Genomic DNA, 17,189 nt, shown 5'->3' with positions numbered 1-17,189 from the left:
TGGGTAGGCAAGCAGCCCAGCCATTGCAAGTGGTTGAAGCGGCCCCGCGTGAAACGCGGAGCCGCCCGAGAGATTTAGCCGCCAACACCAGCAAAGCGCACGCCGCTCAAGTCGGCCATCTCACGCTTCCAGGTGGTGATGTCATCGGCGTTCAGATCCGACAGGCTGCTGTGTCCACAGGCGCGTGCCAGCACCTGCATCAACTCAACGCTGGCGCCAAAGTAGCGCGCGAGTTTTTCGGCGCCGATCTGCACATCCAGCTTCTTGCGCAGCTCCGGCTTTTGCGTGGCAATGCCCACCGGGCAGTTGTTGGAGTTGCACATACGCGCCGCGATGCAGCCGACCGCCTGCATGGCGGAATTGGACACAGCGACTGCGTCCGCGCCCAGCGCCATTGCTTTCACGAAGTCTTCGGCCACCCGTAGACCGCCCGTGATCACAAGTGAGACCTCGCCGCCGGTTTTGGCGTCCAGATGGCGCCGCGCCCGCGCTAGAGCCGGAATCGTGGGCACCGAAATGTGATCCCGGAAGATCAAAGGCGCGGCCCCCGTGCCCCCGCCACGGCCATCAAGGATGATGTAATCCGCACCTGCTTCCAGCGCGAAATCGATGTCCGCCTCGATATGGTTGGCCGAGAGCTTGAAGCCGATCGGAATGCCGCCAGAGCGTTCGCGCACTTCGTCGGCAATCCGCGCAAAGTCCTGCGGCGTGCGCAGCTCCGGGAAGGTGGACGGCGACACGGCGCTTTGGCCTGGCTCCAAGCCACGCACTTCGGCAATTTTGCCTTGCACCTTTTCGCCGGGCAAATGCCCGCCAGTGCCGGTCTTGGCCCCCTGCCCACCTTTGAAGTGAAACGCCTGCACGCGCTCCACCAGTTCCGGCTTCCAACCAAACTGCGCCGAGGCCAGCTCATAGAAATAACGCGAGTTCTCCGCCTGCTCCTCGGGCAGCATGCCCCCTTCGCCGGAGCAAATTCCGGTGCCAGCCAATTCCGCGCCGCGCGCCAGCGCGGTTTTGGCCTCCTCGGACAGCGCGCCGTAGCTCATGTCAGAGACAAACAGCGGAATGTCCAACTGCAACGGTTTGGCCGCACGCGGACCAATCACCACAGACGTGTCCACCGGTGCGTCATCCAACAGAGGCTTGCGCGCCACTTGGGCGGGCAGGATCTGAATGTCATCCCACTGCGGCAGGTCTTTGCGCGGCACCCCCATGGAGCCCATCTCACCGTGATGGCCCAGCTTGCTCAGCCCATCACGCGCCAGTTCGTGAATGCGCGCAACGGTGGGTTCTTCTGGCGTGGCCACGGCCTGTGGCACATCCGATTGCGGTTTCGGCGCAGGGTCGCCGGCCTTGGCCTCGCCCATGCGGGTATGTGCCCCGTCGCAAAACGGCGCGTTGGCGCTGGCCTTACATTGGCACAGAAAGGCATCACCGCTCTTCTCGGCGGTGAATTTCTGCGGTTTCATCTCTGTTCCCGCGTGGCTGCCGTCACAAAACGGCTGATTTTTGGATTTCCCGCAACTGCACCAGAAATAGGTTTTGCCTTCTTCCAGCTCCACTTTGACGGGTCGGGTCGCCGCTATGATGGGCACATCACCTGCCATGTCACACTCCTTGTTCGCGTTTGGCTACACAAACAGAGTGCCTCAAATGGCCGGTACAAAAAACAGGTGCCATTGCACAGCCAACACCGCACAAACGCACATGAGGGTGAAATTTACCGGGCTGAGGTGCGAAATTGCGAGACTTAGTCGAGTCGCAGCCGTGCAAACAGACGCAGGGCGTGGCTCGTGTCTTCGGCCGCCACCGGCATCATCCGGTCATAAGCGGCGGCAATCACAGCGGCGATTTCAGGCCGCAGCACGGTCGCGCCGCTTTCCGGCACCGCCGCCAAGGGGGAGTGTTCGGCAAAGGCTTTTGGGCCCCAAGCGACGATGGCTTGCACCGCTTCGCCCAGCGCCAAGGCTTCGGCGGGGATTTTCGCCATGGCGTCATTCATGCGCAGGAAGACAAACGCCGCCTGAATGCCGCCGTCGTTGTCAAAGCGGAAAGCGCGATATTGCGTGGCGTTGGCGTCTTGCAATCGACCAACCAACGCCTTCAGGTCCGGGATTAAACGCTCCAGATCCGGCACATCCAGAAGCTCTTCCCACTCCCGGAAGAAAAACATCATCAGGTTGCTGCCAAATTCCGGGTCGGTCTCCGCCATCTGGTGGCCCACCAAAGTGACCACCGCCTCCAGCGCGCCTTTCACAGTTTGCAGCGTGGCGTCCTCGACCCCGAAGACCACCGGCGCAATCGGGCGGCCCCAGCGGGCAAAACCATAGCTGCCGTCGTGGCGGGTAAAAAGGGCTTCAACGTCCTGCGGTGTCATGTGTGGCTCCTGTCAAATCGCCCGCTATGTGCCGCCCTGACGCCTATAACGCAAGCCCCTAGGTCAACTCGCTGGCCCAAGGCGGGTTGGCCCCAGCCCGCGCCACAGTCACGCCGGCCACCTTGGCCCCAAAGGCCAAAGCCAGCGCCGCGTCTTCCAGAGACAGGTTGCGCACCTTGGCTTTGGTCAAAACACCAAGCTCTGCCAACTTCGCCAAAACGCCCGCGTTGAACGTGTCGCCCGCACCAACGGTATCTACCACCTCGGCTTTTTCCGCCGCGACGGACAGCTTGTGACCGCTGGTCACATAAGCATCCGCGCCTTCACCACCGCGGGTGACCAACACCAGTGCCGGACCCTGGTCGATGATTTTCATGGCGCGTTCGTCCATCGTGTCGTCGCCCGGAACAATCCACTGCAAATCCTCGTCCGACACTTTCACAATATCGGCCTTGGCAAACATCTTTGCCAACCGCGCGCGATAGACCTTCTCATCTGCAATGAAGCCAGGGCGGATGTTCGGATCCACCATCACCGCACGGCCTGCGCCCTCACGCTCCAGCAACTCGGCATAGGTATCTGCGCAAGGCTCCACCGCCAAGCTGATGCCGCCAAAGAACAGCGCTTTCACTTTGGGTTCCACCGACACAAGATCAGACGGCTGGATCATGCGCCCAGCGGTGTTTTCATCATAAAACGAATAGGTTGCGTGTCCGCTGCTCAAATGCACAAAGGCCATTGTGGACGGGCGTTTCGCACGGATCAGCGCCGAAGTGCTGACGTTACTCGCCACCAGTTCGGTCATCAGAATATCGCCAAAACTGTCAGTAGAGATGCCACTAACCAGCCCCACGCGCGCCCCCAAACGGCCCAGCGCCACGGCGGTGTTGAACACCGCGCCGCCGGCATGGGGCACAAAGCCCGTGCCGCCCTCCACGGTCTCGCGGGGGATCATATCAATCAGCGCTTCGCCGCAACACAGGATCATCGGAGCCTCCTCAGGCCAGCCATTTGGCGTAATCGCTCACCAACAGGTGGGTGGGCGCGACATCTTCTTCGATCTCGGCAAACCGGCCAATCGGCTCGCGGAAGATATTGTCGGTTTCGTCGTCATTCACGGTGGAGACCTCGCCAATCAGCACATCGCCGCCCTCGCCCCAGAAGGCGTGCCAGTCCCCCGGCATCAGTGTCAGGCTTTCGCCCGGCGCGAACTTGAGCTTTTCGCCCGGCGCAAAGGTGCGCGGAATGCCATCACACATCACCATACCACCGCGGTCCTCGGCAAAGTTACCATCGTCATCAGAGCCAAACAGCTCCACCACCATAGTGGCCCCGCCACGGTTAATAATGTCTTCCGCTTTGATCACATGGGTATGCATCGGAGACAGCTGGTCCTGACGCGAGATTAGCAGCTTTTCCGCATAGCACATGCCGCCACCGCGCTGCAGATCAGCCAAACGCCCGTTGCGCAGGGTGAACAAGAACAGCCCCATCTCTTCAAAACGGCCCGCACCATAGTCGGTAATATCCCAGCCACAGCGTGCCTGAATCAGCGCCTCGGCCTCTTTGGCGCGCGCCTTGAACTCGTCCGGTGTCCAATAGGCAAAAGGCGGCAGTTTAAACCCGTAAGAGCGGATCATCTCGTCCGCCGCCGCCATGATCTCATTAATTTTTGAGCGTTTCATGTGATCCTCCATCCCCCGAAGTAACAACGCCGTTGCGCCACGCATTTAGCGCTAACATTCCGTTGATCTTCCCTATGCCACAAGATGGCAATCACGCAACGAAAAATACCCGAAGTCCAAAAATTACGGCTGCACAAAGAATGGCCCCCGCGACATTCGCGAGGGCCTTGTTGTTTAGAAGGTGCGTACGTCTGTGATCGTCTCGGCACCAAACTGGTCGCCCAAGATATGGGCGCAAATTTTCTCGGCGGTGTCTTCCGCCGTCGCCAGCCCGCCGTCTTCTTTGAGCTCTTTGAAGCGTGCCAAGATCGAAAAGTCTTCTTCAGGCGTGGCGCGAATGGTCGCCTGCATGCCCGTGTCGATCACACCCGGTGCGATGCTTTCGACCTTCAGATCGGCCACCGCGTCTTCCACCATCGCGCGCGCGTGCATGTCCATCGCCGCCTTGGTGGCACAGTAAACGCTCCAACCGGTGTAGGCATTGCGTCCCGCCCCGCTGGAGATATGCGCAACACGACGGTCCGCGCCTTTTGTGGCCGCGACAAAGGCGTCGCTCAGGATCAGCGCCGCTGTGACATTCACTGCCATGGACTGTGCAAGTTTGCCCGCATCCTGACGGCCAATCGGGGCGATAGGTTCCACAATGCCAGCGTTGTTGATCAACACGGCTTGGCTTGCACCATCCAAGAAATTGGCAAATTCGGCGCCGGTGGCAAAAGCGCTCACCGCCGCAGTGTCGCCCAGATCAAGCGCCACTTCGCTCAAGCCCGCCATCTCCGATCCGATACCCGAACGCGAGAGGCCCAAAACCTCATAGCCCGCCTCGATCAGGCAGGACACCATGCCCGCACCAAGCCCTTTGGAATGGCCGGTGATAATCGCCTTTTTCATTCTCTTGCTCCCACAAGTTAATTTGTGAACCATCTCTACGCGAGTTTCAGCGCAACGTACAATTACTTGGTGATCAGGACCGCGCGGAAGTCATTCACATTTGTGAGCGTTGGCCCCGGCACCACCTGCGCATCGATCTTTTCAAAGAAACTATGGGCATCGTTGTCCGCCAAGGCCAGCGCTGCGTCCACGCCCTTCGCCCGCGCTGCCGCTAGAGTCTCGGGCCCAATCACCGCACCGGCCACTTCCGCCGCGCCATCGACACCATCCGTGTCACAGGCAATCGCATGGATACCTTCTACCCCCTCCAGCGCCAGCGCCAAGGCCAGTGCAAACTCCGCGTTTGGCCCGCCAACGCCATCGCCTCGCCGCGTCACGGTCAACTCGCCGCCGGACAGAAGCACCCGAGGCCCACGGCCCACTTTGGCTTTCGCCAAGTCAGCCTGCTCACGCGCCACATCCCGCGCTTCGCCTTCCAGCGCGTCACCTAGGATTTCCACGCGCAGCCCGGCAGCTTCCGCCACCTCTTGCGCCGCCTGCAACGACTGCAGTGGCGAGGCAAACAAGATGTTTTCCGTGGTCGACAGCCGTTCATCACCTGGCATCACCACACCTGCATGGGCCCGCGCCGCCGCCTCGACATGCTCGGGCAAGGTCACGCCAAACGGTGCCAAAGCTGCCAGCGCGCTGTCCAGGCTTTCCGGTTCTGCCACCGTGGGACCGGAGCCGATCATGCCCGGATCATCGCCTGGCACGTCCGAAATCAGGTAGCTCACCACTTTGGCTGGATAGGCTGCCGCCGCAAGCTGCCCGCCTTTGGCCTGACACAGATGTTTGCGCAGCGCGTTCATCGCCGAAATCGGCGCGCCGGAGGCCAGCAAATCTGCGTTCACCTGCTTCAACTCGTCCAACGTCACGCCCGGCACCGGCGCGGTCAGCAGTGACGACGCCCCGCCGGAAATCAAGCACACCACTGTGTCTTCGGCGCTGAGACCACGCATGAGGTCCAGCATTTCCAGCGTCGCCGCCTCACCCGCCGCGTCCGGCACCGGGTGCGCTGCCGACTTGATGGTGATGCCCTGACACGGTCGCTCATATCCGTAGCGCGTGATGACCAGCCCCTCGCACGGCCCCCAGGCACTTTCTAAGGCTTCCGCCATGCGCGCACTGGCCTTGCCTGCGCCAACCACTATCAACCGGCCCGCTGGCTTTTCACCTAAGACGTCCGGCAAAGCCGCCATCGGATCGGCCACGGCCACCGCTTTGGCAAACAACTCCCGCAAAAACCTGTCTGGATTGATGTCCATACTCATACTCCCCCCAATTGCACATGTTCTCCCGCCCTTTGGCACCCGACCACATGCGTATCGGAAGCTGCACCAAAGGAAATGTTTCCGCTAACATGCACAGTTTTACAGGCGGAGCAAGCCAACGCCTTGACGGCGCCGACCAGCCCATCTTTCCAAGCCACTCAACCTGCCCTACTGTGCCGCGACTTTCTTAGACCAAGAGCGCCCCATGGCCCAGATCAGCCTGAAACAGCTTCAAGCCTTTGTGGCGGTTTCCGACCTGCAAAGTTTCCGCCGCGCGGCCGACCGGCTGAACACCACGCAGCCCAACATCTCCACCCGCATCGCAGGCTTGGAAACGCAAATTGGCCATTCGCTGATGACCCGCGATGCGGGCTCCGTACGGCTGACCCCCATGGGCGAAAAACTCCTGCTGGAGGCGCGCAACGTGCTTCTGTCGATGGACCGCTTCCTGCTCACGGCCGCGGATGACAGCCTGTTTGACGGCACGCTGCGCATTGGGGTGACCGAGATGATCGTGCACACGTGGCTCGGCGAATTCTTCACTGCGCTCAAAGAGCGGTTCCCCAACATTGACATGGATCTGACCGTGGACCTGTCGGTGAACCTGTCCCGCGCGTTGATGGAGCGGCGCATTGACCTTGCCTTGCAAAGCGCCCCGTTTGAGCGGCAAATCAGTGGCAACGCCGATCTTGGCCCGCTGCCGATGCTGTGGGTCGGCAGCCCCAAACTTGGCCTGTCCGACAAGGTGCTCAGCCTGCCCGAACTGGCCCAGCATCCCATTCTGACCCATGCCCGAGGCACCATTCCTTACAACCAGATGCAGGACCACTTCGCCGCCTTTTCCGATGTCTCGGTGCGGCATGTCTCTTCTTCCAATCTCGCCGCCTGCCACCAAATGACCCGCGACGGGCTGGGGGTGGCCTGCCTGCCCGAAGCCATGGTGCGCGATGACCTCGCCAATGGCACATTGGACACCCTGCGCTATCTCTGGGTGCCCGACGCGCTGCAGTTCTATGCCCGCTATGACGCGGACACTTGCCTCAGTTTTGTGGGGGCTGCAGCCGAATTGGCACAGCAGGTGGCGCAGGCTCACGCCACAGGATAAATTTTCTAAATTCAATTCATGAAATCTAATAATTGGATTTCATGGAGTGTGCGCTCTACCTTCCTCCGCAAGACAGAAGGAGGCGCGATCAGATGCCATCACACAGGACCCGTTTGGGCGTCGACATTGGCGGAACCTTCACCGATGTGGTGCTGGAAATTGACCAAAAGCGCTTTTCCACCAAAGTGTTGACCACCTACGCTGCGCCAGAGAATGCGATTGTCGACGGCATGCATCAGGTCTGCGCCAAAGCCGGTGTGTCCCCTTCGGCCATTGACCAGATCATCCACGGCACCACACTGGCGACCAACGCGCTGATCGAGCGGCGCGGCGCCAAAACCGCGCTGATCACCACCGAAGGCTTCCGTGATGTGATCGAAATGCGCACCGAAAGCCGGTTTGAGCAGTATGACCTGAACCTCACACTTCCCGAGCCGCTTTTACCGCGCAACCGCCGCTATGTGCTGCGCGAACGTATGGACGCCACCGGCGCAGCCCTGATCCGGCTGGACCGCGCCGACATCGAAGCACTGGCCGACGAGTTGGCCGAAGCCAACTACGAAAGCATCGCCGTGGGCCTGCTGCACTCTTATGTGAACGACGCGCATGAGCGTCTGATCGCAGAGGTGCTGGCGGAAAAACTGCCCGACGTGATGGTCTCTCTGTCCTGCGAAGTCTCCCCGCAAATGCGAGAATATGAGCGGTTCAACACCACCATCGCCAACGCCTATATCAAGCCGCTGATGAAATCCTACCTGGGACGCCTAAAAGACCGGCTGGCTGACGAAGGCGCGGCCTGCCCTGTGTTTCTGATGCACTCCGGCGGCGGCATCATGTCCTTGGAAAGCGCCGCAGATTTCCCGGTGCGTTTGGTGGAAAGCGGCCCGGCGGGCGGAGCGATTTTTGCCGCCGACATTGCCGCCAAACACGGCCTCAGCAAAGTGCTCAGCTTTGACATGGGCGGCACCACCGCCAAAATTTGCCTGATCAAAGACCAGACCCCCAAAACCGCGCGTGTGTTTGAGGTTGCCCGCACCTATCGCTTCAAAAAAGGCTCCGGCATGCCGATTTCGATCCCGGTGATCGACATGGTGGAAATTGGCGCGGGCGGCGGCTCGCTGGCCCACGTGGACGCAATGAACCAAATCCGCGTTGGCCCGGAAAGCGCCGGGTCCGAACCCGGCCCGGCCTGTTATGGCCGCGGCGGTGACACCCCTGCCGTGACAGACGCCGACCTGATCCTAGGCAAATTGGACCCCAACAATTTCGCAGGCGGCTCCATCCCGCTGCACCCCGACAACTCGGCAAAGGCGCTAGACGCCGTGATTGGCACCACACTCGACATGGACGCCACCGAGGCCGCCTTTGGCCTCGCCGAAGTGGTGGACGAAAACATGGCCAACGCCGCCCGCGTGCACGCCGTGGAAAACGGCGAAGACCTGTCTGAATACACCATGATTGCCTTTGGCGGCGCAGCCCCGTTGCATGCCGCAAGGTTGTGCGAAAAACTCGGTGTCTCCCGCTGTCTTGTGCCTCAAGGCGCGGGTGTCGGCTCCGCCATCGGCTTCCTGCGCGCGCCGTTTAGCTTTGAGGCCAACCGCTCTGTCTTCATGCGGCTCAGCGACTTTGCCCCAACCAAAGTCAAAGCCCTGTTTGACGACATGTCAGATGAGGCCACCCGCTTTGTGCGCTCCTGTGATGCGAACGCAGACATCCTGCGCGACCACAAAATCTACATGCGCTACGCCGGACAGGGCTGGGAAATCCCCATCGCCCTCAGCGCAGAACAAGCCGCAAACCCGGATGCGGCCACTTTCCTGCGCCTGTTTGAAAGCGACTACAAAGCGCTCTTTGGGCGCGCGGTTGAGGGCATGGAAGTCGAAATCACGGTCTGGAGCGTAAATGCCTACACCGCACAAGAGGCCACCACGCCCCTTGCAGACACAGGCACGCTGACGCCCCTCGCTCCAACCATGACACGCCCGCTGTTTGATCCGGCTTTGGCCAAAACCGTGGACGCCGCCGTGATCGCTCGGATCGACCTGCCAACCGGCCATATTGGGCAAGGGCCAGCCGTGGTGACCGAAGATGAGACCACCGTGGTTGTACCTGCCAGCCGCGAGGTGCTGACCCACGCCGACGGCACGCTGGACGTGCGCACAAAGGAGACCATCCAATGACCGAGCACAGCAAAGTTGCCTATCAGGTCATGTGGAACCGCATGATCTCCGTGGTGGAAGAACAGGCGCAAGCGCTTGTCCGTACGGCCTTTTCCACCTCCGTTCGCGAGGCAGGCGACCTGTCGGCAGGCGTATACAACGAGGCCGGAGACATGCTGGCCCAAGCGGTGACCGGCACGCCAGGCCATGTGAACGCCATGGCCGACGCCGTGGGCCATTTCATCCGCCGCATCGGACGCGAGAACATGTTTGAGGGCGACGTTTACCTGACCAACGACCCGTGGGAAGGCACCGGCCACAAGCATGACATCACCGTGGTGTCACCGTCCTTCCACAAAGGTGTGCTGATCGGTTTCTTTGCCTGCACGGCCCATGTCACCGACATCGGCGGGCGCGGTTTTGGCGCGGATGCCAATGACGTACACGAAGAAGGGCTTTATCTGCCGATCATGAAATTTGCGCATCGCGGTACGGTAGATCAAACCCTGCTGGCGCTGATCCGGGGCAACGTGCGGGAGCCCGATCAGCTGGTCGGGGACATCTACGCGCTGGCCAACTGTAACGAGATCGGCCACCGCCGCCTGATCGACATGGTCGACGAATTTGAACTGGCCGATCTCACTGGCATCTCAGATTTCATCCTGACAAACTCCCGCGAGGCCACTTTGGCGCGCATCAACGCGCTCACACCGGGCAGCGCGAGCGGGCATTTGCGCATCGACGGCTACGACGCGGCCATCGACCTGCATGTCACGCTGACCATCGAGAAAGACCGCATTCTCAGCGATTGGGCTGGCACCTCTGGTTTGGACAAAAAAGGCATCAACGTGCCGCTGGTCTACACCAAGGCCTATGCTTGCTACGCGCTGAAATGCGCCATCGCGCCGGAAATCCCCAACAACGCCGCCTCGCTGGCCCCATTTGAAATCACCGCACCGGACAACAGCATCGTGAACGCCAAGTTCCCCGCCCCCGTCGCGCTGCGCCATGTGATTGGCCACATGGTGCCGGACACGGTCTATAACGCGCTCGACAAGCTGTTGCCCAACACCGTGCCAGCCGAAGGCGCAGGCTGCCTCTGCAATTTCCAAGTCTCGCTGCGCCCCCGCATGGACGGCGACGCGCCAGAAGATGCAGTGCGTGCCGAGGTGCTGACCTTCAACTCCGGTGGCTCCGGTGCACGGCCCACATTGGACGGCATGAACGCCACCGCCTTCCCCTCGGGCGTGATGACCATGCCGGTGGAGGCCACCGAGCAGGTTGGCCCTGTGCTGATCTGGCGCAAAGAGCTGCGCCCGGACAGCGGCGGTGCAGGTGAGTTCCGTGGCGGTCTGGGTCAATACATGGACGTCGGCGCGCGCGAGGGCCACGAGTTTGACATTTCCCTGATGCTGGATCGCGTCGATCACCCGGCCCAAGGCCGCCGCGAGGGCGGTGCCGGTGGCGCGACCCGTCTGGCACGGTCTGATGGCGCGGCGGTGCGCGGCAAAGGCAAACAATTCATTCCCCACGGCACTGTGGTGCAAATGGGCTTCCCCGGCGGCGCTGGCTACGGTAACCCAAACCGTCGTGATCCGGCACGCGTCAAACGCGACCTTGCGCTTGGCTACATCACCCCGGAGCACGCCACAGAGCATTACAACATATCGGCAGACGAGATTGCCGAGGCCCTTGCGCGGGCCAAACGGGGGGAGATTGTCTAATGGCAGCAGGCGCAATGGCCACCAAGCCAACCAAAACATCTTACGACGTGGTAATCATCGGTGGGGCGATCATGGGATCCTCCACCGCATGGTTTTTGTCCGACAACCCGGATTTTAGCGGCTCGGTTTTGGTGGTCGAGAAGGACCCGACCTACGAGTTCAGCTCCACCGCGCACACCAACTCCTGCATCCGCCAGCAGTTTTCCCACACGCTGAACGTCAAGATTTCTCAGTTCGCCGCAGACTTCGTAAAAAACCTGCGCGCACGCATGGGCGATGACGAGCGGGTGCCCAATGTGGACATACAGAACTACGGCTACCTCTATTTGGCGGACAACGAGGGCTTTGCCCAAACCCTGCGCGACAATCAAAAGGTGCAGCTCGCCGCCGGTGCCGAAACCGAACTTCTGACCGCCGAGGAAATCGCCGCCCGCTATCCGTTCTACAATGTGGACGACATCCTTCTGGGCTCGATCAACACCAAAGACGAAGGTTACTGGGACGGCGGTGTAGTGTTTGATTGGTTCCGCCGCTCCGCCCGCGAACGTGGTGTCGAATATGTGCAAGGCGAAGTGGTCGCCATGGCCCGCGACGGCGGCAAGGTCACCTCGGTCACTTTGGCTTCTGGCGACGTTGTGCATTGCGGTCAGGTGGTGAACGCCTCTGGTCCGCGCGCCGCGCGCACTTCGGAAATGGCGGGCATCCACATGCCGGTGGAACCGCGCAAGCGCTTCACCTGGATTTTCTCCGCTGAGCAGCCTCTGCCAATGGACTTGCCGCTGACCATTGACCCGTCCGGCGTACACGTCCGCCAAGACGGCCCCACCACCTACCTCGCGGGCGCCGCGCCGGATCCGGACCCGGCCGTGACTTTTGACGATTTCCACATGGATCACAACCGCTGGCAAGATCACGTCTGGCCAATCATCGCCACGCGTATTCCACAGTTTGAAGCCATCAAAGTGGTCACCGAGTGGGCCGGCCACTACGCCTATAACACTTTGGACCAAAACGCGATTTTGGGTGCCCACCCCGAAATCACCAACTTCATCTTCCAGAACGGTTTCTCCGGCCACGGGCTGCAACAAAGCCCCGCCATGGGCCGTGCCGTGGCAGAATTACTGACCTACGGGGAATTCCGCACCCTAGACATGGCGCCCTTTACGTTTGAACGTGTCCTCAACAATGACCCTATAGTTGAGAAGGCCGTGATCTGATGGTGCAATCCAACCCGTTCCTGACCGCAATCCGCGAAGGCAAACCGCAAATTGGCCTCTGGGTCTCGCTGGGTGATCCCCTGACCACCGAGGTTGTGGCGGGTGCGGGCTATGACTGGCTGCTGCTGGATATGGAGCACGGCGCGGGCGAGCTCGCCGATGTGCAGGCGCAGATGCAGGTCATCAAAGGCTATGACAGTACCGCCATTGTGCGCCCGGACTGGAACGACCCGTTGAAAGTTAAACGTCTGATGGACCTTGGGGCGCCCGGGCTGCTGTTCCCGATGGTGCAGAACGCCGAAGAAGCCGCCGCCGCTGTCGCCGCCACGCGCTATCCGCCGAAAGGCATCCGCGGTTATGGCGGCACCACGCGCGCGACAGGCTTTGGCCGCGACAAGGACTATACATCTACTGTGGACGATGAGACCGCCGTTCTGGTGCAGGTCGAATCCATGCAAGCGCTGGAGAATGTCGACGCCATTGCCACAACTGAGGGCGTGGATGGTGTGTTCTTTGGCCCCGCCGACATCGCCGCAGACATGGGCTACCTCGGCCAGGCTATGCATGACGACGTCTGGGCCAAAATCCTGCCCGCCGCCATGCGACTGATTTCCAAGAAAATTCCCGTTGGCACCCTGGTGCGTGACGTGGCCTTTGCCCGCCGCCTGTTGGGCGCGGGGTTCACCTTTGTCGCCTGCGGCTCGGACGCCGGTCTTCTGGCCCGCGCCGCAGACACCTTACTAGAAGACGTGAAAGCTCCCTGACCATGAAGAAACTTGTCCTCACCGGCGCCGCTGGCCGCCTTGGCTCTTACCTGCGCGAGCCATTGACCAAACTGGCAGATGAATTGGTCTCCACCGACATCGCTGAGGACATTGGCACGCTTTATGCGGGCGAACGCTATGTGCAGGCCGATCTGGCCGATCTGGATGCCATGATCGAGGTTCTGAAAGACGCCGACATGGTGGTGCATTTTGGCGCCATTGGCGATGAGGCCCCGTTTGAGGAGATCCTCGGCCCCAACATCATCGGCGCGCACAACGTCTGGGAAGCCGCCCACCGCAATGGCGTGAAACGGGTGGTTTATGCCAGCTCCGTTCACGCCGTCGGCATGCACAAGATCTCCGATAACATCGGCATCGACGCGCCGCACCGCCCGGACACGTTCTACGGCCTCGCCAAATGTTTCGCAGAAGATCTGGGCCGCATGTATTGGGACAAACGCGGCGTGGAAAGCGTGCACATGCGCATCTTTTCCTGCGCACAGGTTGTGGCCCCGCGCTCGCTCTCCACATGGCTCAGCTATGATGATCTGATCCGCATGGTCACCGCCGCGATCACCGCGCAAACCGTCGGCTTTTCAATTGTCTACGGCATTTCCAACAACGACCGTGCCCCGGTACACAACACTGGCGCAGGCCACATCGGCTACAAACCCCAAGACAACGCGGAGCAGTTTGCCGAGGCCATCCTTGCCGATGCGCCGCCAGCCGATCCCACCGATCTGGCACAGATGACGATTGGCGGGCCGTTTGCCACCATTCCACTGGGCGAGAGTGGTTTGGCAAAAATGACCATCGTGGATGACAGCAAGAAGGCTTAGGCGCTTTTCCCGTCGACGCGGGGGGCAATCACCATCGGGTAAATCGCGATCAGGAACAGCACCATCGCCGCCACCCACAGCCCCCCGGACAACATCAACGTAAAGTCATAGACCGCCATCAGGACGCTCTGCCCTACCCAGCGCATCAACGCGGCACAGGCCATGACGCCATAGGCCCAAGCCACCGGTCCCGGCGCAATCAACGCCCGTCCGGTATGGCCCAAAGCCGCGCGGCTCATCACCGCCAGTGTCATGCCGCCCACACAACCGATGCCTAGGATATGGATCGCGGCCAATTCCTGCCCGATGCCAAATCCGGCCAGCCCCCACAGGATCAGCCCCAGCGCCAGAAACGCCATGCCAATGTGCAGCGACCACAGGATGGGTTGGCCCGCGGTCCAGAAGCTCTTCCACCCGGCAAGCCGCGCCAGTTGCACCGCGCCCGCAATCAAAGCGACAGCCGCCAAAAGCACATCCACGCCACTCATCGCCGCCCAGGGCAGCGCCAGCGAGGTCACCATCGAGGCTTTGTTGAGCGCATCCGGTGTGTTTGGCCAGTCCGCTTCCGCCATGTCCACACGTTTCATGGCGTTGCGGGTGAACGCCGGCGTGACCCGCCCGCCCAGCACGCCGATCAGGCCAACAAGCGTCATCAAACCACCCAACATGCCTTGGCGTGCGGTGTCGTCGGTCAGGCCGGTCCACTCCAGATGCATCAACAGGTTGCTCACCCACAGCGCCACCAACATCGAGAGCAGCACCATGTTCTGTGGCTTGGGCCGCTTCAGCAGCTGGCTGAGGATTTTCCACGCCAGAACCGGAATGAACAACAAATCCGCCACCATGGCCGTCATCGGGGGCACCATGCCCAAGGGCCACAGCGCAATCCGACCAATCAACCAAAGCGCAAATACGCCCGCAATATAGCCCACGCGCGCGCCTTTGGTGCCGGTCCAGTTTGGCACAGCGGTCAAGAAAAACCCACCAATCGCCGCCGCGCCATAGCCAAAAATCATCTCGTGAGCGTGCCATTGGCTTGGCGCCATGGGCAGCGCATCCATGCCTGCCCCGCCGGCTGCCAGAGACAAGGTCCAGAGAATCCCCGCACCAGCGCCAAACACGCCTGCCGCCAGGAAAAAAATGCGAAAACCTTCTGAAAACACACGCAGAATCGCAGCCATGAGTCACCTATTGCACAACCTGTTCACCGCCACCCTAGGCCGCAGCAAACCGATGCCACTTGACCAAACCCAAGCCATCTCAACAAAGCGGGAAAAAGTCGCAGCACAAAAAACAAAAGCCGAAACGCCTCCGCGCACCGGCTTTCTTTTCAGTCTCAAGAAACTGGAGTCACGCCGCGACCTGATCCTCCGACGCGTCCTCGTCCAAATCGACGTCCGCGTCGGCCAGGGCACTGGACTCTGCCAGTTCAAACTCACTCACCAGATGCGCCATAGAGGTGGTGTCGCGCTGCATCGAGCCCACCGCCGCGGCGGTTTGCTCGACCATGGCGGCGTTCTGTTGGGTCACGTTATCCAACTGCGACAGGCTGCTGGAAATTTGGCTCAAACCGTCAGACTGTTCTTTTGAAGAGTTGGCCACTTGTGAGGTCAACCCGGCCACGGCCTCCACCTTCTGGACAATATCGCCCAACACGCGCCCGGCCTGATCCACCATCTCCACGCCGTTTTCCACCAGATCGGACGAGGCTTTGATCAACTCGCTGATCTCGGCCGCTGAATCTGCGGCCCGCTGCGCCAGACTGCGCACTTCCGAGGCCACAACCGCAAAACCACGCCCTGCGTCCCCTGCCCGTGCGGCTTCCACTCCAGCATTCAACGCCAGGAGGTTGGTCTGGAAGGCAATCTCGTCAATCACATCGGTAATCTGGGAAATTTGCGCAGACGACTCCGCGATCTCCTGCATCTTGGCCACCGTATCCCGCATCACCTCCTGGCCGGTCTGCGCCTTCTGATGCGTCTGGGTCATCATTGCATCGGTTTCCTGGGTCGCACTGGACGACGACTGCACGCTTTTGGTGATCTCTTCCACCGATTGCGTGGTCTGCTCCAACGTGGCTGCCTGCGTCTCCGTGCGCCGCGCAAGATCATCCGCCCCGGAGTTCACTTCAGCTGCGGTCAGATCGAGGTCCTCTGTGGCGTTCCGTATGGACAACATCACTTCGCCCATGTCGCTTTGCAACTGGTTGAACCCTTTGCGCATGTCATCATAACGTGCTGGAAAATCGCTGCTGTCCGGGCCAGGAATTTCCTGGGACAGATCCTTCTGCGCCATCCGCTGCATACCATCTTGCAGATACTTGAACGCCCGCGCCTGCTCCGCCTGTTGCGCGTGAAAATAGGCATCAATCACCAGGTTCATATCCAAGGTGAAGGCCCGATCCAGCGCAGAAAGCTGTTTGGACAGTTGTGACTTGCCCACCGGGCCAATCACTTTGCCAGCCCGTTCCACCAACAACCCTTGGATAAAGGACGTCGCCCGCGCATATCCTGCCAGATAGAGCTCAAACGGCAGTTCAATCCGGAAATGCACTTCGCCGATTGTCTTGGCTGCCGCAGCAAAATCCTCATCGAATTCACCATTGAGCAGCTTTGTCCAGTGTTTCTTCTGTTGGCTGCGTGCATGCGCCAACATCTCGTCAGATGTAAAGAAGCTCGCCGCCTGTTCCTGCGCCGTCGCATAATCGTAAAAGTGGTCAAGAACCTCGTCCAACCAGTTGGTCACCTTGACCCCGGCCCGAGCGAGGATCTCGCCGTCTTTGCCATCCAGTCCAAATTGCGTCACGGTGGCAGCCAAAGTAGTCGTCATCGTTAATAGTACCTTCGTTCCCTGGTATAGAATTCCGATACCAATCTAGGGAAATGATCGTTAACAGATCCCTTACGCTCCCCGGAACATCCCCTTTGCTCTGGTAAACTGGTAAATTTTACTAGTTCACCTGAGGTACTTAGGCGCGGATTTCACATATTGGATCCGGAATACCAACTAAAAGGTACAAAATTCAAAACCAGTCCAATCACGCGCTCTGCATGAAAACTTCACCCCGCGCACAGCTTAACAAGACACAAAAAAGCCCCTCGCACATCCGTGCGAG

The 17,189-nt window shown here is 60.5% G+C and carries 14 protein-coding genes; 6 read left to right on the top strand and 8 right to left on the bottom strand.

Annotated features, from left to right (window positions below; translation table 11 throughout):
• Window positions 1–74: 74 nt before the first annotated feature.
• From SIB92_RS20560 to SIB92_RS20535, 6 genes are all read right to left on the bottom strand, one after another.
• Entirely contained in the window at window positions 75–1,607 is a 1,533-nt protein-coding gene (locus SIB92_RS20560; protein ID WP_412553762.1) for a glutamate synthase-related protein, read from the bottom strand.
• Window positions 1,608–1,750: 143 nt separating this feature from the next.
• Window positions 1,751–2,377, bottom strand: coding sequence for a hypothetical protein (locus tag SIB92_RS20555; protein WP_412553761.1), 627 nt, complete (start codon window positions 2,375–2,377; stop codon window positions 1,751–1,753).
• Window positions 2,378–2,435: 58 nt separating this feature from the next.
• On the bottom strand, window positions 2,436–3,365 hold the full coding sequence (locus SIB92_RS20550; RefSeq protein WP_412553760.1) for a carbohydrate kinase family protein: 930 nt from the start codon (window positions 3,363–3,365) through the stop codon (window positions 2,436–2,438).
• Between the two features lie 10 nt (window positions 3,366–3,375).
• Complete coding sequence (locus SIB92_RS20545; protein ID WP_412553759.1) at window positions 3,376–4,062, bottom strand: D-lyxose/D-mannose family sugar isomerase; 687 nt, start codon at window positions 4,060–4,062, stop codon at window positions 3,376–3,378.
• Window positions 4,063–4,236: 174 nt separating this feature from the next.
• Window positions 4,237–4,953, bottom strand: a complete 717-nt coding sequence (locus SIB92_RS20540) for an SDR family NAD(P)-dependent oxidoreductase (RefSeq protein ID WP_412553758.1) — start codon at window positions 4,951–4,953, stop codon at window positions 4,237–4,239.
• Window positions 4,954–5,015: 62 nt separating this feature from the next.
• On the bottom strand, window positions 5,016–6,260 hold the full coding sequence (locus SIB92_RS20535; RefSeq protein ID WP_412553757.1) for a glycerate kinase: 1,245 nt from the start codon (window positions 6,258–6,260) through the stop codon (window positions 5,016–5,018).
• Window positions 6,261–6,471: 211 nt separating this feature from the next.
• On the opposite strand from SIB92_RS20535, the gene SIB92_RS20530 reads away from it, so the two are divergent.
• The 6 genes from SIB92_RS20530 (at window position 6,472) to SIB92_RS20505 (ending at window position 14,074) form a co-directional block, all read left to right on the top strand.
• Window positions 6,472–7,371, top strand: coding sequence for a LysR family transcriptional regulator (locus tag SIB92_RS20530; RefSeq protein WP_412553756.1), 900 nt, complete (start codon window positions 6,472–6,474; stop codon window positions 7,369–7,371).
• Window positions 7,372–7,463: 92 nt separating this feature from the next.
• The gene (locus tag SIB92_RS20525) at window positions 7,464–9,551 is read left to right on the top strand and encodes a hydantoinase/oxoprolinase family protein (RefSeq protein WP_412553755.1); all 2,088 of its coding nucleotides are present in this window, start codon (window positions 7,464–7,466) and stop codon (window positions 9,549–9,551) included.
• Window positions 9,548–11,254, top strand: coding sequence for a hydantoinase B/oxoprolinase family protein (locus tag SIB92_RS20520; protein ID WP_412553754.1), 1,707 nt, complete (start codon window positions 9,548–9,550; stop codon window positions 11,252–11,254). The genes SIB92_RS20525 and SIB92_RS20520 overlap by 4 nt, the downstream gene beginning before the upstream one ends.
• Window positions 11,254–12,471: an NAD(P)/FAD-dependent oxidoreductase gene (locus tag SIB92_RS20515; RefSeq protein ID WP_412553753.1), complete on the top strand. Its 1,218-nt coding sequence runs from the start codon at window positions 11,254–11,256 to the stop codon at window positions 12,469–12,471. Before SIB92_RS20520 ends, SIB92_RS20515 begins: the two co-directional genes overlap by 1 nt.
• A complete protein-coding gene (locus SIB92_RS20510) occupies window positions 12,471–13,235 on the top strand; it encodes an HpcH/HpaI aldolase family protein (protein WP_412553752.1) in 765 nt (254 codons plus the stop codon). The genes SIB92_RS20515 and SIB92_RS20510 overlap by 1 nt, the downstream gene beginning before the upstream one ends.
• A gap of 2 nt (window positions 13,236–13,237) precedes the next feature.
• Window positions 13,238–14,074 carry an NAD-dependent epimerase/dehydratase family protein gene (locus tag SIB92_RS20505; RefSeq protein ID WP_412553751.1) on the top strand — a complete coding sequence of 279 codons (837 nt, stop codon included), beginning with the start codon at window positions 13,238–13,240 and terminating at the stop codon, window positions 14,072–14,074.
• On the opposite strand, the gene SIB92_RS20500 is transcribed toward SIB92_RS20505, so the two are convergent.
• The gene (locus tag SIB92_RS20500; RefSeq protein WP_412553750.1) at window positions 14,071–15,255 is read right to left on the bottom strand and encodes an NnrS family protein; all 1,185 of its coding nucleotides are present in this window, start codon (window positions 15,253–15,255) and stop codon (window positions 14,071–14,073) included. The genes SIB92_RS20505 and SIB92_RS20500 overlap by 4 nt on opposite strands.
• 169 nt (window positions 15,256–15,424) lie before the next feature.
• On the bottom strand, window positions 15,425–16,903 hold the full coding sequence (locus SIB92_RS20495; protein WP_412553749.1) for a methyl-accepting chemotaxis protein: 1,479 nt from the start codon (window positions 16,901–16,903) through the stop codon (window positions 15,425–15,427).
• Window positions 16,904–17,189 lie beyond the last annotated feature (286 nt).

This window comes from Shimia sp. MIT1388, from assembly GCF_047124445.1.
Taxonomy (GTDB): Bacteria; Pseudomonadota; Alphaproteobacteria; order Rhodobacterales; family Rhodobacteraceae; genus Shimia.
This window is presented reverse-complemented; position numbering and strand designations above follow the sequence as displayed.